This is a genomic window from Cuniculiplasma divulgatum (assembly GCF_900083515.1).
GTDB classification, from domain to species: domain Archaea; phylum Thermoplasmatota; class Thermoplasmata; order Thermoplasmatales; family Thermoplasmataceae; genus Cuniculiplasma; species Cuniculiplasma divulgatum.
The window spans coordinates 702,458-724,135 of record NZ_LT671858.1; the positions used below are offsets into that span (position 1 = coordinate 702,458).

The 21,678-nt window shown below is 36.2% G+C and carries 19 protein-coding genes and 3 pseudogenes; 18 read left to right on the forward strand and 4 right to left on the reverse strand.

The window, feature by feature from the left end; translation table 11 throughout:
- Nucleotides 1–442: 442 nt before the first annotated feature.
- The 6 genes and pseudogenes from CSP5_RS03475 to CSP5_RS10045 form a co-directional block, all read left to right on the forward strand.
- Nucleotides 443–2,083: a hypothetical protein gene (locus CSP5_RS03475; protein ID WP_021788781.1), complete on the forward strand. Its 1,641-nt coding sequence runs from the start codon at nt 443–445 to the stop codon at nt 2,081–2,083.
- Nucleotides 2,084–2,107: 24 nt separating this feature from the next.
- Nucleotides 2,108–3,097, forward strand: coding sequence for a hypothetical protein (locus CSP5_RS03480; protein ID WP_021788782.1), 990 nt, complete (start codon nt 2,108–2,110; stop codon nt 3,095–3,097).
- Between the two features lie 331 nt (nt 3,098–3,428).
- A pseudogene (locus tag CSP5_RS03485) lies at nt 3,429–3,533 on the forward strand (DUF2080 family transposase-associated protein); the annotation flags it as partial.
- A gap of 65 nt (nt 3,534–3,598) precedes the next feature.
- Complete coding sequence (locus CSP5_RS03490) at nt 3,599–3,751, forward strand: AbrB/MazE/SpoVT family DNA-binding domain-containing protein (RefSeq protein ID WP_021788783.1); 153 nt, start codon at nt 3,599–3,601, stop codon at nt 3,749–3,751.
- A gap of 79 nt (nt 3,752–3,830) precedes the next feature.
- On the forward strand, nt 3,831–3,974 hold the full coding sequence (locus CSP5_RS09700; protein ID WP_171970429.1) for a hypothetical protein: 144 nt from the start codon (nt 3,831–3,833) through the stop codon (nt 3,972–3,974).
- 15 nt (nt 3,975–3,989) lie between these two features.
- A pseudogene (locus tag CSP5_RS10045) lies at nt 3,990–4,253 on the forward strand (type II toxin-antitoxin system VapC family toxin); the annotation flags it as partial.
- 74 nt (nt 4,254–4,327) lie between these two features.
- Here CSP5_RS10045 and CSP5_RS09705 read toward each other — a convergent pair.
- Both CSP5_RS09705 and CSP5_RS09960 read right to left on the reverse strand, forming a co-directional pair.
- Complete coding sequence (locus tag CSP5_RS09705; RefSeq protein WP_172399387.1) at nt 4,328–4,486, reverse strand: hypothetical protein; 159 nt, start codon at nt 4,484–4,486, stop codon at nt 4,328–4,330.
- Between the two features lie 60 nt (nt 4,487–4,546).
- The gene (locus CSP5_RS09960; protein WP_277868669.1) at nt 4,547–4,681 is read right to left on the reverse strand and encodes a hypothetical protein; all 135 of its coding nucleotides are present in this window, start codon (nt 4,679–4,681) and stop codon (nt 4,547–4,549) included.
- Nucleotides 4,682–4,817: 136 nt separating this feature from the next.
- Here CSP5_RS09960 and CSP5_RS03500 point away from each other — a divergent pair, with 136 nt between their 5' ends.
- The 9 genes from CSP5_RS03500 (at nt 4,818) to CSP5_RS03540 (ending at nt 16,214) form a co-directional block, all read left to right on the forward strand.
- Nucleotides 4,818–6,383, forward strand: coding sequence for a DUF5591 domain-containing protein (locus CSP5_RS03500; RefSeq protein ID WP_172399388.1), 1,566 nt, complete (start codon nt 4,818–4,820; stop codon nt 6,381–6,383).
- 135 nt (nt 6,384–6,518) lie between these two features.
- The gene (locus CSP5_RS03505) at nt 6,519–7,361 is read left to right on the forward strand and encodes a DMT family transporter (RefSeq protein ID WP_338417459.1); all 843 of its coding nucleotides are present in this window, start codon (nt 6,519–6,521) and stop codon (nt 7,359–7,361) included.
- A 287-nt stretch (nt 7,362–7,648) separates the two neighbouring features.
- Nucleotides 7,649–10,693: a hypothetical protein gene (locus tag CSP5_RS03510; RefSeq protein ID WP_077076102.1), complete on the forward strand. Its 3,045-nt coding sequence runs from the start codon at nt 7,649–7,651 to the stop codon at nt 10,691–10,693.
- A 3-nt stretch (nt 10,694–10,696) separates the two neighbouring features.
- Nucleotides 10,697–11,275 carry a hypothetical protein gene (locus CSP5_RS03515; RefSeq protein WP_077076103.1) on the forward strand — a complete coding sequence of 193 codons (579 nt, stop codon included), beginning with the start codon at nt 10,697–10,699 and terminating at the stop codon, nt 11,273–11,275.
- Between the two features lie 4 nt (nt 11,276–11,279).
- A complete protein-coding gene (locus CSP5_RS03520) occupies nt 11,280–11,798 on the forward strand; it encodes a hypothetical protein (RefSeq protein WP_077076104.1) in 519 nt (172 codons plus the stop codon).
- Between the two features lie 4 nt (nt 11,799–11,802).
- The gene (locus CSP5_RS03525; RefSeq protein ID WP_021788791.1) at nt 11,803–12,765 is read left to right on the forward strand and encodes an AAA family ATPase; all 963 of its coding nucleotides are present in this window, start codon (nt 11,803–11,805) and stop codon (nt 12,763–12,765) included.
- Nucleotides 12,765–14,087: a DUF58 domain-containing protein gene (locus tag CSP5_RS03530; protein WP_077076105.1), complete on the forward strand. Its 1,323-nt coding sequence runs from the start codon at nt 12,765–12,767 to the stop codon at nt 14,085–14,087. The genes CSP5_RS03525 and CSP5_RS03530 overlap by 1 nt, the downstream gene beginning before the upstream one ends.
- A complete protein-coding gene (locus CSP5_RS03535) occupies nt 14,087–14,965 on the forward strand; it encodes a hypothetical protein (protein WP_148689643.1) in 879 nt (292 codons plus the stop codon). Before CSP5_RS03530 ends, CSP5_RS03535 begins: the two co-directional genes overlap by 1 nt.
- Nucleotides 14,940–16,214, forward strand: a complete 1,275-nt coding sequence (locus CSP5_RS03540; RefSeq protein WP_148689644.1) for an amidohydrolase family protein — start codon at nt 14,940–14,942, stop codon at nt 16,212–16,214. Before CSP5_RS03535 ends, CSP5_RS03540 begins: the two co-directional genes overlap by 26 nt.
- Here the strand turns inward: CSP5_RS03540 and pheS are convergent.
- The gene (pheS, locus tag CSP5_RS03545; RefSeq protein ID WP_148689645.1) at nt 16,204–17,685 is read right to left on the reverse strand and encodes a phenylalanine--tRNA ligase subunit alpha; all 1,482 of its coding nucleotides are present in this window, start codon (nt 17,683–17,685) and stop codon (nt 16,204–16,206) included. The two genes, CSP5_RS03540 and pheS, sit on opposite strands and share 11 nt — an antisense overlap.
- Nucleotides 17,686–17,792: 107 nt before the next feature.
- Here pheS and CSP5_RS03550 point away from each other — a divergent pair, with 107 nt between their 5' ends.
- Entirely contained in the window at nt 17,793–18,539 is a 747-nt protein-coding gene (locus CSP5_RS03550) for a metallophosphoesterase (protein ID WP_077076108.1), read from the forward strand.
- On the opposite strand, the gene hemA is transcribed toward CSP5_RS03550, so the two are convergent.
- Nucleotides 18,448–19,713: a glutamyl-tRNA reductase gene (gene hemA, locus CSP5_RS03555; RefSeq protein ID WP_172399389.1), complete on the reverse strand. Its 1,266-nt coding sequence runs from the start codon at nt 19,711–19,713 to the stop codon at nt 18,448–18,450. The genes CSP5_RS03550 and hemA overlap by 92 nt on opposite strands.
- 541 nt (nt 19,714–20,254) lie before the next feature.
- Here hemA and CSP5_RS10050 point away from each other — a divergent pair.
- Together CSP5_RS10050 and CSP5_RS03565 are read left to right on the forward strand one after the other, a co-directional pair.
- Nucleotides 20,255–20,545, forward strand: a pseudogene (locus CSP5_RS10050) (class I SAM-dependent methyltransferase); the annotation flags it as partial.
- Between the two features lie 653 nt (nt 20,546–21,198).
- On the forward strand, nt 21,199–21,648 hold the full coding sequence (locus tag CSP5_RS03565) for a hypothetical protein (RefSeq protein ID WP_145983933.1): 450 nt from the start codon (nt 21,199–21,201) through the stop codon (nt 21,646–21,648).
- Nucleotides 21,649–21,678 lie beyond the last annotated feature (30 nt).

A 21,678-nucleotide genomic window follows, 5' to 3' on the forward strand; every position in this document is an offset into this window, starting at 1 on the left:
ATATCTTATGTGACTGCCGGATCTGCAGAAATGCTCGGATCTGATAATCTTGGAACCATAGAGTGATGAAAGTGCGCATCTATGATATTCTGGAACAGGGACTCATTCCAGTATGACTCCTGTGAAAAAATGATAATGGGAGAGGAAAAAACTCTGGTTAACGAATGTTATTAAGCAATGAGTGTAAAAATATAAATTTACAAACCTTAATTTTTTCCTTATTGAACTAGTTCTAGGAATGTCCTTCTTTATAAGTATTTCTATACCGACTGGAACTATACTTTTTGAAGATGACAAATTTAATATATTCCCTACTACATGTAATTTTATATGAATAAAATAAGTAAGGGAGATTTAAAAGCGTTTTGGAGAAAATGCTTTATTTTCAGAGAGAGAGTCGAACAAAATTGTCATTTTGCTTTCCATTTTTGCATGTCTACTCATGACAGTCCCTATGACCACGTCATCCAGTTCTTGGAATAGTCAGAGTGTGGATGTTGGAGATTTTAGTGCTTCTCCATTTGTTATAGGGAGTGGCAGCAGTTCTTCCGTTTTTGGACTTCATGGTCCTATATCATGCGCATGTACAGGAGGAGGTGGAGGATCTGGAGGGGGTGGTAGTGGAAGTTCAGGACAACCACCCTCTTTATCCTCATATATGGATTGCTATAGTTCATATTTTATCCATGGAGGAACCATAAGCATTCAGGTGTCCATTAGCTCCATGGGTTCAACATCCTGCGACAGAGTATATTTGTGTTTTTCAGCATGTCGTAGTTCACTGGGTTCTACCAGTTCAGATTATTACTTTTATAAAAGTTCGCCAATCTGTGTATATTCCACGGGATCTTATAAAATGACCTTTACACCAGAAACCGGAAATTATAAAAATGTGTTATTCAACACTGAAGTGGCAAACAGCTATGGATCATCAGAATATGCCCCTAGCATAACCTATCAACATGATTTCACAGTGTTTCCTAAGGTGTCTAATCCTTCCATTGGATACGATGGGAATAATGTGATTTATCTTGCAAGTATTAATGACTCTTGTTCTGAACATGAATTTAACGCTATTAATCAGAGCAAAACCTCAGATACTGTGAAATACAGTGGTACATTGTATAACGAGGAAATATGCAACATATTAGGGCAGGGGTTTAAAATGGAAGAAGATGGACCTTATTCAAATGGAAAACAACTTCTTCACATTTGCATCTGGGATTCTATGATAGGCCTTGGTGAGATAGAACACCAACGACTTGCAAAATGTGGAAGGTTAACGTGTGAGCCGTCATCAATAACCACAAGGGTTAGCACGGTTAATGCAGAAAGTAACATGAGTAAAACAATTTGTGACTTTCCCGCTGCAAATTGCCCTAATGGGTTGGCAATTAACGTTAGCAACGCTCATATTCTATCTGAGTCCAGGGAATTGGCAGAAGCTTCCGTTGAATTCGGTGCCATGTCTTTGGCTGCCCTAGCTATTCCTGTAGCAGGCGACGCAATTTCCCCAATTCTTGGAGCTACATCCTTAGCTCTAGGCATTGGCTCACTCTTGGAATCCTTTACTTCATCTACCATTACGAATGGTAAAGGCAATTCGCCCATAGAGTTGACCCACTGTATAGATGGGGGGAACGGTAGAACAAATCTGTTTGGTTCAACCGATTACATTTCTTTGTTAGTCCCATTGTCCTCAACAACTCCTACATTCCAAGTGTTTATGAATACATCAGACAAATACAGCTTAAATTACCCTTGCGCCTCTGGCCTTGGTACCCATAGTGAAGCATCTGTAAATCTCTCCGTAAGTTCAGTCCATGCAAATTATATAACATGCGAAAGTTTCAAACTGTGTTCAGGCAATGAGAAATATATCTACATTTGTAATCCCAGCAACGGAGTTGTGTATATGGAACCATTGAAAATGGAAGGTACTTATGGTGGTTTTGGATTCTTTGCTGACCCTGGAAATCCTTATAACATATTTGCCGAAGTAGGTAACAGGCTTATCCCCATAGGAAATGTAGGATCAGGAATACTTGCCCAGAATGGTGATGATATTCTGCACCTAAAATAGAAAATAATGAGGAGGGATCTTTAGATGAATAAAGAAAAATTAAAAGGAAAAATGTGGAAAATACTGTCCATCTTTGTCGCTTTGCTCCTATTATCTTCTGTATTAATCTATTTGGATTTAGAAAGAAATAAGCCTTCATACAAGGAATATGGATCAAGTGTTATTTTGAAAGACCCGGAAGAACATCGTAGTTTGAACGGTGTTAATTCCGTATACAGGGGAGTTAACAGCTCCTCTCAGTGCTCGATCCATGGGCAAACATATTACCTAAACAGTTCTCTTTCAGACCAGTACAGCTTTTTTGGTCGGCAAGACGGAGTAACTGGTCTTTATTTTCAAGGTACTTATGATAAACCAATTCAGTTAATCGAGGTTTGCGTCTACAATAATTCTAGTATTCATAATACAATATATAGCCTATCGAGGTCTTTTTACGTTTATAAGGGAGTAAAATGTTCTTGGTTTTCCAGTACAGAAAACCGCAGGGGAATTAATAGTTGTGATCGTGCAAACATGCAAACTATAAATAACAAAACATTTTGCTTGTCCATATATCTTTATTGTTTGGAACGTTATGATATTATAATAAAAATTGAATCAACTCCTAACCTGTACAATACATACCACATTCAAGAAATACGTGAGTATGATGTTCTATTTTTTAAGGCTAATCTCGTTTGTAATAATCATAATCTTAGTAGAGAAGACTATTTGAACGAAAGTGCTAATGTAAAGAGAACAAGTCTTGAGGACTTAACAACGCATAGGTTTGTTAATATCTGTCCCATTACTCCACAGGTATCCATTCATTGCTTTAGACTTATTTCTTATTTGAACCCTGAGAATAATTATGAACTGTATTTTCAGAATGGAATTAACTTGACTCCGGTGTATTACTTTTCTTCTGCTACCCTGGAGAACTCGCTTATTAAAGGTATTACTATATTTCCCTACCTAACATATACTTTAAATGGAACAAAAACGGAATTAACTGTATCAAACTGTATCAGTTAGAGGTTATTTATGTGAATGTTATTGAACCTCTAAATCAAAATTTTAGAAAGTGATTTTACAAAGAAAATTTAGCATTAAGCGGTTCTTAATGATCCTTGTAATTTTTAATGCTCATGCTAACTATTATTCTATAGTGACCACCAGTACTTAGAATTTCTACCTCCTATATCATTTCATTGATTTTATCCCTGACTATTTTGAATTCAGACTAGGTGATTACACCCCTTGATCCGATCAAAATAAATGAGCATATCTATGGATAAACTGAATAAGTGTTATAGAGTAAAATAAACATAAAGGATCAAACCCAGACCATACGGGAAATGTTAAAACGATGTATGAGAAAACGGTAACACCATTTGGGAATTCAGGTAAGGTTGATGTTGTCAAGAAGTATATTGGAAAGAGAGTCTACTTTATAGTGCTAAAGGAATAAGAACTTCTGTTACAGAGCCATCCTATAGACGGGATATATATTTAAGTTATACATATAACTACAATATGGAAAAGAAGACAACATTTGGACCCCAGGGACAGGTAATCATTCCAAAAGATATCAGAGATAAGATCGGCATAAAGGAATATTCTGAAGTTATTGTTGATGTATTGGATGACTCAGTTATAATAAAGAAGATCAAACATGAATCAGTATAGTAAGTTGACTATTATTGTACAACTTATTCAAAAAAGCTCACCAAGAAAATAGATATCAAAAAAATTATAGAGGAACAATATGAAAGGGACATTTTACATTGATTCCAATGTTTTCCTGTACTCTGTTCTCTACAATGATCTCATAGAGTCTGAAAAAGCAAGAGAAATTTTATCACAAATAGAAGGGAAAAATATCCAAGCATATACTTCAACCTTAACTTGAGACGAGGTCTCATATGTCGTTGAAAGAACACTAGGAAAAACAGATGCTATTGAGGTGGGCAAGAAGTTTATTAATTTCCCATTCTTAAGATTCATACCAGTGGACGAAGAGATAATCCGGAGAAGCCGAGTTATCCGAGAAAAATATAATCTGAAACCACGGGATTCGATACACCTGTCTTGTGCAATCGAACGAAATATTTCTGATATTATCTCTGATGACGCAGATTTTGAAGGTATAAAAGAGATCAATAGATTGCCTATCAATGGATTGGTTTGACCTTAACACCATAGCACCAAGCTAGTGACAAGACCTTTTAATTATCTTGTATTCTATTTCGAAAGTTTCTTATCTTACCTTTCCCTGTAAAATTTACACTCTATCCCATTCTTGTCCCGATGTAGTTTTTTAATCCAGGTCCTCAAATCTTGTTTAGGGTTATTGTAACTTTTGAATCTTCTGTCTGTAAATTCCATGTCCATAGCATTGATCTCTATCTCTGCAATGCTCATCCACCTTGCATTCCTGAATGTATAATGGAATTCAACCCTCGAAAGCAGTGTATCGCTTTTTTACTTTCCAATTTCTTCTTCAAAAGAGCTCCTGAAATAGGTGTTAAGATTGTCCATTACAATGTGAATCTTCTTTCCATCTTTGTACATATTCAGAACGTCCACCAGCTTCCCAAATCTTTTAACCAATCTCATCTTTGAACACGAAAAAAGGATCAAAAAGATCAATCATGAACAATTTATGAGTAAAATTAAAGTTGTTTTTTTTTGTTTGAAAGTAATTTGCAAAGAATTATGGCAATTCTTTTTTAAACGCAAGTCATCACCTGCAGTGATAAAATCTCAGTCATTTTTTGCATATTCAAGATGCGGTTATTTAAATATAAATGGGCAGGAGATAGAATTTCCATTGGTACTGGACAGTGATAGTATACAAATAAAGGAGGATCAAATTTCACTCATGGGAGAAAGTGCAACAAAAAGAGACGTAAGTATAGGAAAAAGAACCATAACCATCGCTGAAACAGAGAATTTCATAGTTCCTATAATCAATCCACATTTTCTCAAAAGAAGCAGGCAGACAGTTAATTTCATCATGGATTTAAAGAAAATCATAGGTTATGACAAGCTCCTCTACATTCCAGGGATCTCGGATCCTTATTTGTTACCACAACTGTTCATGCTTGGAGTTGACATATTTGATGACATTAATGCAGATATGGAAGGCTCCCATGGGACACTATATACTATGATGGGCAGAATCCATAATGGGGAAGAAAATAGTAGAGAAAACGGAAAATTCCTTCAAGATCTGGTGTCCTTATTAAAAAAAGGTGTCGAATCGATGACTCTGATGGAAATGGTTGAAAGATGGAATATAAGTTCAAAGGCAAGGGAGATAATCAGGATGCTGATGGATGAAAAATCAGAAGAATTTGAAAAGGTTTATCCACGAACCACAGGATCGGTTATAGCTGGTGGCTTAGAATCACTTGAGAGGCCAGATATAGTGAGGTTTAACAGATATGTGCTGGAAGATTATAAAAAACCAAACAATCTTGAAACAATTCTTTTCTTGCCTTGCTCTGCGAGAAAGCCCTATTCTACGTCTAAATCACATCGTGAAATATTTGAGGCACTGGGTTCTCTTAGAAGGTACATTAACGAAGTGATCGTTACTTCTCCCATAACTCTCGTTCCAAGAGAGCTAGAAGAAACATATCCTGCTGGATTCTATGATATTCCTGTAACTGGTAACTGGTTCCTGGAAGAAAAGGAGAATATAATAAGATCAATTAGATCGTTCATATCAAAAAATCAGTATAAGAATACGATTTTCTTCCTTCCGGAAGATATGTTATTTGTTAAGGAAAGACTGAATCTTGGTGAAGATTTTATTCTATGGAAAAAGGGAACTGATAACCAGTTTGACGAATTAAAGGCGAGAATATCTCAAATTAGATCAGAAGAAGATGTAAGGGGGAGAAGAGATTTCATGAAGGAGAAACTTCTTTCCATAGCAAGATATCAGTTCGGCGAATGGATTATACCACACATTGAAGGTCTGAGGATAAACCGTATGTTCAATCAGTTCATGCTGGTTGATGGAAATAAGCCATTTTTTGTGTTCAATGAAAGATTGGGTAAGCTCACAATACATAAGAATGCAGCAGAGTTATTCGTAAAAACTCGTAAATTCTTAGTTGAAATTGATGACTTCAAGCCAACAGCCAGTATTTATGCAATGGGGGTGAAGGACTGCACAGAGGATGTGAGACAGGAGGACGAGGTTGTTATACATCATAGTGGATCAGTGAGAGGAACCGGAATTGCAAAAATGAGCAAGGAGGTCATGATGAATACACATAAGGGAGTTGCAGTAAAGGTGAGGAATTAAAATTTAATATTTAGTGGTCGAATAAAATTGAGGTCATCAATCAACCTTTGAAAGTAAAGATTTAATTTTATTAATATAATACTACCGGAAGGTGGTTCGATCGATTTTTCTAAAAAAGAGAAGGGGCTTTCCGAAATAGTTCTGTCAACTGTTATCTGGGGTTCTATACCTGTAATGGCAGTGTGGTCATATCTACCCTCCCCAATTTTTGTATTTTTCAGGGTTATTATTTCAACCGCAGTTCTCTATACAATCTTAAGAAAGAAACTTAGTTTGAGTTATAGATATTTCTCTAATCCATTTGTTATTATATCAGGACTGCTGCTTGCTGCCAATTGGGTTTTCCTGTTTTATGCTGTGAGCCTAATTCCAATATCAGAGGCTATAATATTCTACTACTTTGGGCCTGTTATTGCTATTTTACTTTCACCACTGGTAAAGGAAAGAATAAACAGTTTCAATCTGATAAATGTGATCCTATCATTCGCAGGAATATTGATAATGTCAGCTGGTACAATTTATTTAAATCCACTGGGTTTAATTTCAGCAATACTTTCAGGAATAACATATGGGTTGCTGTCAATAACAAGTAAACATTCTTCAAAATATTTAAGCCCCATCAATCTTGTGTTCTTTCAGGTTTTAATTTCATCCATAGTTCTATTTCCTTTCGTTCTCTTTATAAAATATTCATTTAGCGTTAATGATGTATTTATAGCCATATTTTCATCTGTTGTTCAGACAGTACTTGCCTTATTCCTTTGGTACGATTCCATGAAAAATCTCAATGTTCAGATAGTATCCATCATAAGCTATCTCGATCCTGTATTTGCAATCATATTTGCTCTGGCATTCCTGAGGCAAATACCAACAATCTATACTCTTATAGGAGGTACATTGCTTATAGGAAGTGGTCTGCTAACCACTATTATAGCACTGAAGGACAAAGATCGTGAACCAGATATCAATATAGAATGAATTAACTGAAAAATGCTGTATAGACATTCCAAGTTCAATTGAAGTCGTAGTGAACAATTTGTTAGATTTCTATCAGATATTACAAGTCAAACCAGAGAATAAAATTTTGGAGTATTATCTTGCAGAACTTAATGCCTAGACGACAATGCAAAGCTAAACAAAACAATAAAAACTAAGTCATTAGATAATGGAAGAAAGTTGAAATTAAAGGCTCAGATTTTTATTTAAAAATAAGTGTCTTTCCTTGTTCCAAAAACTTAATTAAGATAGGGACTTTATGCATATTAATGCCTGAAATAAACGCCAAATTCATCGCTGTTATAATAGTGGCAGCTATAATACTTGGTACAGGCCTTTCCCTATTCCACGAAACATATAACGCAAAGCCCTACGAAAAGATCAAGATTCCTCAGATATTTGAGAACGAGCAAAAGATGCTGGCCTTTAGCACAAAAGGTTCGAGCATGAGCCCTGTACAAAACGGGACAATACAACTGCATGGGTATATAAAAAACAAATCTGGAAACCCGGTTACAGGAAGAATATCAATTTATGATTTTCCATGGGTAGTTTACACGGATCTTAATAGTCAGGGATATTACAATGTAACATTGCTACAGTATGGTTCATTTACCATAGGCTACAAGGTAAGCGGATATAATACTGGCTTTAGTAAATTTACCATACTCTCAGGTAATTCAAAATGGGAAAATTTAACATTGCAAAAGGCGACCTTTTATAATGTATCAGGAAAAACATTTAACCTTACGGGAGCAAATGTTCCAAATGTAAATCTTTCATTTATTTCATTTTTTGGTTTTTATAACAGTAGCTCCAATTCAAACGCTGTTTACCATACTGTTCTACAGAACGGTACTTACGCAGCCCTAACAATTAAAAGGAATTACAATGAAACTCCAAAACCTCTTTTCTTCAACGTCACCGGAAAAGAAATAACAAATCTGAATTTTAAAATGAGGAATTTGAAAAACGAAACCTATCTAATTTCAGGTTATGTACGGAATAAATTAAACCTGCCGGTTCCCCTGATTAAAGTTAGCTCAGTATCACTAAGTCGTAATTCAACAGTGCGAAGCCTCAGTACTCCATCATTTTTTGCAAGTACACTCACAAATAAATCAGGGTACTATCAGGTGAGTGCACCCGTGGGTATAGACTATATTTATGTGAGTGCAAATTATGAATATCTTCATAACTTTTCTTCCCTATTCTTCGTAAATAGAAGTGTAAGTCATATAAATATTTCAGTCGAGGCCAGGGACCCGTTTGTATCTCCCACGGTAGTAAATAAAATTAATTCCTCGGGAATAAAACCTATCCCGTCTTTCATGGAGTCAAATGTTTCTAGTTACCTTAAAAGCAAACTCTCCGATGTATCATACAATCTTGCATTTTCAGATTTCAACAAGGGCTTTATCAAAAATAGGAATATTACTATTCAGCTAAATAACATATTCTACCCGAACTCGCCACAAAACAGAACGCTCCTCCATTCGCTGAATGTTTTGATAATGGGTAACTTTGAAGGGACCATATACTATACACAGACTAATATAAGCACAAGTGGCGTTGCAACTTTTCCAGCATACTATTTTGGATCATACAGTCTTGTAGTTTATGCACCCGGCTTCCTTTACTCCACAGTCTCCATATCCATAAAAAACCAAAGTGGTCAAACTGTTGTTCCATATATCTCGCTGAAACCACTCCCAGGACAATTTTTTGAGGTAAGTGGATTTACCTTCAACCTTATAAATCAACAAAGATTACTGTTTCCAGATATTACTTTGAATGAAAATGGTCTTCTGGTAAATAGCAGTATAGAGCAATCTTCAGGAGGTTCCTTTAAATTTTATTATTTCATAGATACTCACCAAAATTATGAAATAAATCTAACAATAAATGTGTTCCAGGCCGGATTCTATAATAGCAGCAAGTCTTTCGTAATTAAGTCTATATCCGGCCAGAAAAATTTTACATCTATTCAGATAGGTTCAAGACCACTCAACTCCATTGGAAGTGGTTTCACTCAGTCATTACTGAGAGTTCCTGGCTATAACAAGACCCACCTGGAGAATATATTAAAAGGGTCTGTTTCCTCTAACATTTATAACAAGGGTCCCCAAAAGATCAGTGTAAGAGTGAGCAATTTTTCCAAAAACAAGGGGAATGAATTCGTTGTCTATTCTAATATAAACGGACTAATATATTCGAAGAAAGTGTTTATAAACAGTACAGTAAATCCAACATTCAACATAAGCACCACATTTTCACTATTTATGAATATTTCATTATTTGGTCAGTATTATAAAACTATAAATAATCCAGTCTCAGATGGAATTAGCCAAACTGTAAGCACACACTTTGCTGGCAGGCAAACCAGTGTTGTGAATATAAGTCTGGTCAACATGTTAAATTTCACAGTCAATAAGGACTTTGGACTGGAATATGGGAGAGAATTCAATGAACAGCTACCTGTTTCGGATCTTTCCTTAAATATTTCTTCCTCATCCATACCAATCATTACAAATAGTGTAAATGAAAAATTCAATGGAACGTTCATAACATACAAGCTTCCACAGGGTTCATATAATTTCACCTACAGAGGGCAGGATTACGTGTCTGCTAATCTCAAATTTAATCATAATAACAAAACGGGACAGTTTAAAAAACTTAATGTTTCTTCCTACGGACTGGTTATACCAATTGAAAGTAAGGTTAAGGTCTCATTCTTTCTTACAGAAATAACATTTCAAAATAATTCATTGCTTCAATATACCGTACCTCCTGGGAACAACGGTAAAATGTTAATTCTCAATCAAATAAACAACCTGACTGGAGTTAAAATGGATTACCACATCAATGTGGAGGGAAGCAACTTCACGAGTAAAAGTTTCTCCCTTAATTTCAAGACACCATACAATGTGCAGTATATAAACGTAACAAATACAAGAGAAAGGGCAATATTCAACGAAACTGGTAGCAGGTTTGCAAACAAAACCTATCTATGGAATAATTCAGTAAACCTTGGAAGCATATCGGGAATTATAAAGAATGTAACTGTTGAGTTAAATAATCAGGAAGCCTATTACATGCAGAAGTATTCTAGACTGGAAATAGATGGAAAAAATATAAGCATTCTATCTATTGGAGGCTCTGAGTTCAATAATCTTAGTTATTCTTACATTGGAGGTCAAAAACTTGGAATTGATATTTACCTCGGAGGTTCAATATACTCTATATATGCATATTTCTATGTATACTTTGGAATATTGAATGTTAATTATGCGAACATGAATGGAGTGGAGTAATTTATGGAAAAAGAAAGTAGTGATCAGGAAGCAATAAAGCAAATACAGAATATACTGAACGGTGAAAAAGGAGAGGGAAAGAAACGGGGATTCTTTAACAGGAAAAAGAAAGTTGTTAGAGAAGAAACACAGATCAGGGTAAAAACCATACTTGATATTCCACCACTTGTCAATGCAAGAAGAAATGTTGGAAATAAAGAAATCCTAAAGGCAGCCATGGAGGGAAAGAGAGACGTACAGAAGGATATTGAAAGGTACTTTAATATAAACTTAGGAGGCAATCTTCCAAACATGGAGAGGATTTATAAGATTCTAAAAGAGTCTAACAAGGATCTTTCTGAAGAAATAACAGTAGATCCTGTATCACTTGCTCTGGGTACATCATTGATAGGAACAAAGACCACTGGAGATACTCAGATGAAGGAAATGGCATTAAAGAAATACGCCTCGTTCCTGATGGAAATATATTTTCCAGCTGTCTATTCACAGGATAATGAAATAGACGGTGAAAGAATCGTATCACAGTTAACAGACATTTACAACTACATGGATATAAAAAGACTCTATTTTGTGGATGAGTAAGTAAATGTCAGTAAGTGCTTTACCTTTTTCCTCATTATCTATTTCGGTCCCACCTTTTTCATTCACAGAAGTTCTTTACGAGCTGAGTACAGATCCGCTATTATTTCTCGTGTTTCTTATACCGGTCCTGATGGTTGTTATCTATTTCATCATTCTAAAGATAAATGCGCTGAGAAGGAAGGTAGATTCAGAACCGACCCTAATTCAGGAAAAGGAAACTTTTAAATTACCGGAAGATTACATAAATGAGGAGATGTTGTACGTGCAGAACAGGGATTATGATCATTTTGAGTTGAATCTTGAAGAAAGTTCCAGAAAGATCAAGGCATTATCGAAATATCTTACTAGGAAGGCCAGAAAATACAGGAGAATGAAATACCGCATAACATACACTGCAAGCGAGAGAATGAAGAAAAAACTTGCGGAAAAAATGCAGAAGGAATTCAAGGAGATTATGAGTGTGTATGCTACTATCCAGAAGGTAACCATAGATCTGGATCTTAGCAGAATAAAGGAGGAATAAATATATGGCTGAATTAACACAAACAGACCTTAACAAGGTCAGGAACTCAATAGAATTGATAGGTAATGAGATAGACTCCAGGGTGGTAGGTTCTAAGGAAATAGTGAAATTCATGTTTATTTCACTGATAAGTAACAATCATATACTGATGGAGGGTGTACCCGGTCTTGCAAAGACAATGCTGGCAAGTGAATTCTCATCTCACCTTAAGGCACAGTTTAAGAGGATACAATTCACTCCAGATATGCTACCCTCAGACATTACCGGAAATATAATATTCAATCTTGAATCGAGAAAACTAGAATTCAGGGAAGGGCCAGCTTTCACCAACGTATTACTTGCGGATGAGATAAACAGGACCCCTGCAAAGGTACAATCTGCACTTCTTGAAGCAATGGAAGAAAAACAGGTGTCTGTGGGTGGAGTCACTCACAAACTACCAGTTCCCTTCATTGTCATTGCGACACAGAACCCCATTGAACAAGAAGGAACATTTCCAATAGCAGAAGCGCTAATGGACAGATTCCTTTTCAGATTAATTCTTACCTATCCATCAAGGGAGGCAGAAGTGCAGATACTTAACAGATCATTGAGAGGTGCCAGCACTCAAACATATATGGACGTTGATACTATTTTGAAGCTGAGAGATGAAGTTTATGATGTATTTGTTTCCCAGAGTATTAAGGAATACATGGTAGACATCATGAGGAAGACAAGAGAAAGCAAGAAGGTTTATGTGGGTGCAAGTCCACGTACCACCGCTAAACTTCTAATGGCCTCAAAAGCATGCGCACTGGTTCATGGTAGGAACTACGTGGTTCCAGAGGATGTGTATTACATAAGTAAGTATCTGTTGAACCATAGGTTGATACTGAGACCAGAAGCCATGCTGGATGAATCTGATGTAGGGACTGAAGTTGCTTTTAGAGTCATAGAAGAAATACTTTCTGAGGTGCCTTCTCCTTAATGATAAAGAAAAGGGCTTACAGCATCCTGGCCATACTTACAATAGGTCTTCTAGAATCATACATCTATAATTTATATGGTTACCAGATGCTAACCTTTTTTTTCCTAAGTGGGATTTTCATTGTAAGTGCTGATCTGTGGGCACTAAACCATGGAACTTTTAAGGCGATGAACCAGCTAGAGGTAAGGAGGATACTGGAAAGAGAAGAAATGAAGAAGGGGGACATGGTAAGGGCAGAACTTACCATAAGAAATCCTTCAAAACGCAATCTACATTTCCAATATTTTGACACACTGGCTGATGTATTTGACCTGAAGGGCGATTACACAGACAGCGTATATCTTAAGAAGGGAGAAACGGTGAAAAAAACCTATTATCTGAGCCCTGAAGCAATAGGTAAATATTCCATTGGTCCTTTGAAAGTTATATGTTCTGATGCTCTCGGATTGGGTTTTATAGAGTATGTAGCAGATCTGATCAGTACTGCAAGGATAGGGCCATCATCCAAAGATACCTTTATGCAAAGAAGCGAGAGATTGAGCAATGTAATATTCACCAATGGACTGCATATTTCAAGAAAAGCTGGTCAGGGCTATAACTTCTTTGGCATCAGGTCATATAATGATTCAGACGATATGAGGCACGTTGCATGGAACAGATATAATCTTACAGGAAATGATGAACTGTTTGTAAAGGAGTGGGAGGAAGAAAGGCAGATAGATGCCATTATACTAATTGATTACAGCATTGGGTCAAATCTGGGGTATGGAAAGCTAAGAATGTTTGATTTTATGGTTACAAGCGCAATAAATGCCTCATATACGATGCTGAAGAATCAGGACAGGGTTGGCTATATAATATTCTCATCTGACCATCAAATATACATAAAACCATCTTCCAGGAGCGAATCAATTGAAAATCTCCAGAAGAAGGTTGCTGAGATCAGACCTTCAGGTACCTTCAATATAGGTGCTGCTAACAGGTATATTAGAAAAACGGTAAAGAAAAACGCAATGATCTTTATGATTATTTCACCCTACTCCGGTAAAAATACAGAAGAAGTTCTACCTCAGGACCTCAGGATGGAAAAGCAAGAATATATGTACATAATCAACCCAAGAGGCTTTTATGAAACACATGATACAGAAATTATAGGTGTTTTTGGAAACGCTCTCATAATTAATGAAAATAAGATCCTTGATACCAATGTTAAATTTTATAGAAAATTTGGCATTGTTGCAAGAAATGTAATAAAGGAGAGAATACTGGTATCACTCATTTCGGATTATATTAACGGAAGGGAGAGTAACAGAGGTGCGTGATGAGGAAAAATGATATATCTATATACATATCTAACGTGCTTATACTTACACCAGCCATAGCATCTTTCATCTACATATTCCCGGTTGAGAGAATTTACTGGGAAGCGTGGGTCATCCTGCTTTTTGTAATACCATTTGTGAAGTATTTCTCACCCAAGGATTACAGATCAAAGGTATATCCACTTACCATGATTGTTATACTTGTATACATCCTCGTATCTGATCTCGTTTTACTAACACATGATTCATTTATTGGTTCAGGTCTTTTCAAATATCCAATTACTAGGGGAAACTTTACACCCTTTATGTTCACCCTTTCCACTGGTATAGTGTTTCCATTACTTTTTGAAGGGGTATTATCCAAAAAAACCTCAAAAACAGTTTCATACATGGTCGTTTCCACAACTTCCACCATATATATGCTCGCAACACTCACATTTGCATTGAATGTTTTCAAAGGATACAATTTTTATGACGTATATGAACTAACAGGAATTCTAATTTATCTAAATGTGTACCTGCTTATATATAAGGGATATGAATTCATAACCCTTCTATTACAGCCAAATCCATTTGTAATTGATCTATTAACAACAACCTTTATTGTTTCCATAGTGGGTTTCATCTTGAACCTTTATTTTTCCGAGGAAAACAGGGTAAAAAAATCACTTGAATATCTTGGTTACCCAATATTAACGGGGTCAATAGCCTCATTTATTCTGACATTTCTACTAATTTATTTGCCATATAGTATTTATTCTATATTTGTTACAACTTTAATTGCCATAATGGTTATGTTTTCCGTAAAACACTCTGATAGAAAAGGAAATTACCATCTAAAGATTATGGAAGATGATGGAAACAAGCAAAACAATTGAAGACGTTTATTATTACGACACTTCCCTGAACAGATTCATCCATGGATCGGTAAAAATTCAAAATGGAATAATTGCAGGAGTTGAAGAAACTCAAAATTCGGGTGATTGTAGCAGGTTCCTGATACCGGGCTTTATAAATACTCATTCTCATATTGCAATGAGCAGATTCAGGGGAAGATTGGATGATGTAAATCTTGAAAAGTTTCTGGAAAAGACGTTCAAGCTTGACAGTGAAAGAACTAAAGATGATATATTCCATTCCACTATTTGTGGAATTTATGAGTTACTTTCTAATGGTATAACTTCTTTCTTTGATCTTTACTACGATGAGGATATTATATGGGACGCATGCAACAAGATGGATATAAGATCTTTTTTATCATGGAATACGCTGGACAGAGAAATAACAACACAAAAGGGAGACCCTGTTGATAATGCAGAGAGCTTCATTAGGGAATATAATGGGAAAAGCAGTATTATATACCCTTCCATCGGAATTCAGGGAGTATACGTTGCATCTCTCGATACAATGAGGGCTGCAAACAATGTTTCTAAGAAATTTGATACAGTTCTTCACATGCATTTATCAGAAACAAGGAAGGAGGTTTATGAATTCTTGGACAAAACAGGGAAGCGTCCTGTGGAATTTCTTTCGGATAACGATCTTTTAAGTAAAAGACTTAATGCTGCCCACTGCGTATGGCTGAACGACCACGAGATCAAGGCACTGGGAAAGAACGAAGTCAATGTTTCATGGAATTCCGAAAGCAATCTTAAACTTGGCACTGGAGGATTTCCACCAGTACCAGAATTAATGAATAATGGGGTTAATATTACCATAGGAACAGACAGCAATGGTAGTAACAATTCCCTGAATATTCTTGAAACTGCAAAAACGGGAACTATTTCAATAAAGAATGGCAGATGGGATGCCGGAATACTAAACGCAACGGATGTTTTCAGGATGCTTACAGTCAATGGAGGGAGGGCATCTCACATCCCATATCTGGGCGAAATTAAGATTGGAGCTCCTGCCGATTTTAACATAATTGATGGCAACCACTTTTCATTGCAGTCATCTGATCCAGATGTCATGATTAACCAGATAGTTTACAGCATGAATCCTGCTGCAATAACAGATACTGTGATCAATGGAAAATATATAAAGAAAGATGGAAAAATGAATCTAGATATTGAGAATAATTACAGGGAATCTTTAAGATTCCTGAAAGCAGCATTCAAAGTTTGAGTCTATATTTCTGCAACCATCCAAGATCGCTCTCATAGAGCTTTCTTAAATCGTTGAGTCCATAATAAAGAAGTGCCAGACGTTCAAGACCTAGACCCCACGCTATGACATTATATTTAAGACCCAGTGCCTTCGTCACCTCTGGTCGTATTAATCCAGAACCACCCATTTCAAGTTCTTTTCCATCTATCTGTACTACCACATCAAGGCTTGGTTCTGTGTATGGATAATAGGAAGGGATCAACTCTATATGATCAAAACCCAGGGCAGAATAGAACTTTCTTAAATACCATTTTAGCGTTCCCAGGTTTGCATTTCTGGCATGTATCGCCCCTTCAACCTGATGAAATTCTGCAAGATGTTTCCAATCGACGCTTTCGTGCCTGAATACTTTATCAACAGAGAATACAGCTTTCTCCATTTTTGGAGTTCTGTGAAGTGATCTCATTGTACTGGCAGTCGTATGAGTCCTTAGCATAAGTTTCTCAGCTTCTTCAGGCTTCCACTTATATCCCCAGCCAGAATATCCTCTTATACCATTTTCATGGATTTTGCCAGCTCTCTTGAATAGAAGTCTGTCATCCTCATCAGGTTCTACTTTTTTCGTGGTTGATAGGAAGAAAGTATCCTGCATATCCCTGGCAGGGTGATCCTGTGGAATGAAAAGAGCATCCATGTTCCATCCTGTAAATTCAACATAGGGATCTTTTAATTCCTCAAATCCCATAGATAAAAAGATTTCTCTCACGTCGTTGATAAGAACAGTTAATGGGTGAAGTCCATGTCTCGGTGTAACTTTCCCTGGCATGTTCAAGTCATAGGTTCTGAACCTTCTATTCTTCCATGTTCCATCCCTGATCATCTCAGCTGTAAGCTCCCCAATAGAATCTTCAGCATCTCGAATTGTTGATAATATTTCCTTACCTTCTTCGCTGATCTTTACTATTCGTGTGCTTCTAGTTCTTCTCTCAACGATACCACTCCGTTTTAAAATTGCATCCTTCTCCTCAGGATATTTCTCTAAAATTTCTTTATTGCCGGAATCTATTGATTTAAGTACCTCCATTCTTTTCAATAATTTATCTTCTATCTCTTTAAAATTGTTTATCTCAATCTCTCCCTTATTGGGTTTTATTCCAAATTTTGCAAGCTGAGCAATTGCAATTTTAGATTCTTCCGGGCCAAGTATTGTCCTAACATCAGATAAACTTATTCTTTTCTTTGATTTAAGAACGGACAGTATTCTATACTCAGGAAACCCTTCCTCTAAGTATTTTCTTCCCTCGCGCGTAAGCTCCAATTCCTCACTATTTACTACCCTAGCGGAGACTAACCCTTTTTTTTCCAGCCATGAAATGGCTCCCCTTATATTTTCATTTGATAGTTTATCTATTACAATATCCTTCTCATTTATCTCTTTAATATCTTTTAGGTAAAGAAGAACAGCTGATTCCTGAGGACTGAGTTCCACAACCCAAAATGTAAATAAGCGTTAATAATTTTGCTACTATCATGAGATCCTTTACTATGAACAATTCATGGCAAAATTATGTAATCAAGGAATGCATTTAGTTAACATTGAAAGACCTGGAAATAAGGGAGAATGTTTATATCTCAGACCTTTTCTGCATTTATTTATCTGATATATCCGCCGCAGTTATATCGGATCTTCATCTCGGGTTTGAAGAAGAAATGAATCTCAATGGCCTGTTCCTCCCAAAATTACAGAGAAATCATGTTGAGGACAAAGTCTCTCAGATAATTGAAAGATATAACCCTGAAAAGTTGATAATCAATGGGGATTTCAAACAGGAATTCAGGAGGAATCTGCCACAGGAATGGGATGATGTCATTCACTTCATAGATCGTTTTACTGCAAAGACAGAGCTTATATTTGTCAGGGGAAATCATGATAACTATCTTCAATCTATTCTGAGTAAGAGGGGTATTCTGGAAGTAGATACATACGAGACGGAAAATTACTACATCTATCATGGTGATAAGGATCTATCCTATAGAAAATTCACCATACTGGGGCACGAACACCCATCAATAGTTTTAAGAGACAAAATAGGAGGTGTATATAAGATACCTGCCTTTGTGTACGATGATAAAAATCAGATAGCAATCACGCCAGCAATGAGTTTCTTTTCATCAGGAACTGATGTCACTCAATCACTCTTGAGTGACGAGCATTTCACTCCTGTTCTAAAGAATATAAAAGATAAAAACTTCAGGGTTTTTGGTATAACTGATGATTTTGGACTTGTTGACTTTGGTTTTCTTTATGATCTTCAGACGAAGAATAGAGTTCCCTATCGGTAAACTTCATGGCCGAATCCAGAAACTCCCTTACGCTTTCAGTTTTTCCTTCTCTAACCATCTTTTTGAGGGTGAGTGTTTCAGGAGCAAGAACCTTATTCACTATGGAATTTCCCAGTAGTTCAAGTGCCTCTCTTTCTTCTGTGCCGTTTTCGATAGCCCTGCTGAATTTTTCAATTTCATCACTCAGTATATCCTTCGATCTACTGTAAATGCTGGCAATATAGCCTTCAATTTCACCTTCTGCAAGCTTAGAGTAGATCTTTCTCAGTTCCCTATCAATAATGGTCTCGGCAACCTCTATATCCTTTTCTTTTCTTTTTCTGTTCTCCTGAAGAATCTGATTTGCCATCTCTAAATTGATCAGTTCAACATTTGGATTACTGTAACTTTCCTCAATATTTTTTGGGTTTGAAATATCTATAAACAGTAATTTTCTTGGAATTTTTTCAATGAGTTCCCTCGTGATCAATGGGGTCTTGGAGCTTGTGGCTGTCACAATTACGTGACACTCTTCAACTATATTTCCTATATCCAGAGTTTTCTTGAAATTTACCTTGAAAAGATGTGATAGCTCCGAACCTGCTTCCTCATTCCTTCCATATATTGTGATCTTGACTGAAGGTTTCTTCTTTAAATATTTTACAACTGTGGCAGCCATTTTTCCAGTCCCAATTACACCGATAGTGCTACTATTCAGAAGACCTTTCTTTTCGATTTGCTCTATCATGATCGAAGGAATCGATACTTTTCCATGTGATATTTCTGTAGTCTCCCTTACTTCCTTACCTACCTTCAACGCTTTTTGAAAAATCATGGAAAGGAATTTATCGGTTCTACCCTGTTTGTGGGCCAGGTCAAATGCCTCCTTTATTTGTCTTAATATTTCCTGCTCTCCTATGGACATGGACTCCAGTCCAGAAGAAACCCGCAGAAGATGTCTTATTGCATGTTCATCTTTCAATAATTCTGCATTTTCCAATTCATTCTCTGAAAATTTTGCATCATCATGAAAATAGATTTCCAGCCTATTACAGGTCCTGAGAATCACTCTCTTCTCAATGCCCTTAGAAGACAGCATTTTCTGAAGTTTGTCATCGTCTTCCTGTAACTTTATTTCTAATATATTATCTGCCATTCTGTAGTCCCATCTTATAACTTTGAGTTCAGAATTCAAAAGCATCACTCCCGGAGTTATTCATCGATATCCGTAAGTGATTTCTAACACGCAATTAAGTTTTATTTTATAATGGAACTACCATATTATATATACGGTCTCCGCTTATCAAAAAAAGTATGTTGTCATTAAATGAATGAAATATATTCATCAATTAGAATCTCAATAGCTTAAAAAAAGTGGAACATCATGAATTTGGATAAATCATGGTTTATCTATAAGAGTTCAATTAGAGTGAATGAGTGATAAAGGACCTTCCTTTAGAACATTTACCAATCGCAGGGAACTACTGGAGAATATCCTGAAGGATGATGAGATGGAAAAGGTAATTAATAAGAAAATTAATGATATCTCCAGCCTCCTGGCGCGTGGTTATCAGCTAAGAACAATATCTAAGAAACTGGGATTGGGGAAGAATGAACTGGGCATTCTTTATGACTTTGCAAAGACAAGGAATAGCATAAGGCATAAGTATTCAAAATATGACCAGGTATATATGGATACATATTCAGCTTCCTATTCTACACCAGAGAATGTTGCAATGTACAGGGCTGAGAGATTGAAAGATAAAAGCATACTGGATATTGGTTGCGGTGCCGGTATGGCTTCAATTTTTTTATCAATGTATTCTACAGTTAAGGGATTTGATACGAATGAAGAAAGGGTTCTAATGGCAAGGATAAACAACAAAAAATATGCTGGCAGGGCAATTTTTGAGAATGGTGATGGAACAAAACTGCAGCTAATGGAAAAAGAGTATGATACAATCTACTCAGACCCACTGAGGTCATCCAGTTCCAGGGAAAGGTCTTTGGAGGAATTGCAGCCAAATCCTGATCATATCATGGATATTTACAGGGAAAAGGTGAGAGAATTTGTATTCGATCTACCCCCTTTTCTTCATCCAGAAAGGATTAAAAATATTCCTGGTACACTGGAGTACCTATCTGTGGATGGAGATATATCAAGGTTAACTCTTTACAGTAATAATGATAATAGAAGAATTTTTCAAGCCACTAGTCTGACACGTAACTTTTCATACATGTCCGACCAGAGGATGAAACCACAACTTGGAGACAGAGTAATGAACTATCTTTTTGTCCCAGACGCTTCACTTTTTTACTCAGGACTCCATGGAAACTACTGCAATGAGCTAGATCTTAAAATCATAAGTGAAGAGAAGAGAAAGGCATTATACACTGGAGATGAGTTAATCCAAAATTTTACCGGTGATATATATGAGGTGATTTCTGTCGTAGATCCAGATACGCTGGTAGAAACGCTGAAAACAAAGAATATTGGAAGGGTAATTCTCCGTTATGACTCACCAGATTATTATGAGGAGCAGAGTAAAATACAGAGTAACTTAAATGGTGATGATATATCATATATCTTCTCATTTAAGGAAAGAAGAATAGTATGCAGAAAAATCAATTGAATAGCTAGATAATAATTCTTAATAAGAGTGGAATTAATCTGGAACAAATGAATGGAAAGCGCTTGATCTCATCTCTTATCCTCATATTGCTCATATCATCTCTATCTATGGTAGGTGCTTCCGAGGAGCATAATGTAACTGCAACAGACAGACCCACGACAGCAATACACAATTATGTTGTTTTTCAATCTTGCTGTCTTCCTTCGAACATTAATTTTACTGTTCAGATCAATAATAAATCCTATGAGTCATCAAATTATTACCTGAATATATCATTACCCGATGGAACTTATCATTATACCATATCTCTTCCCTATGACTACACTTCAAATATCACCACAGGTAATATAATTCTAAAGCAATCAAATGTATATGTTCATTTCAAGGTCAGTTACAGATCCTACGATCTCGGCGAGATTGTATTAGTGAGTATTGTACTTAGCCTTGTTTCAATTCTGGTTTTCATAGTTTATTACATAAGGGTAACAAGGAAGTGATAAAGCTAGATATTGCCAAAAAATAAATAG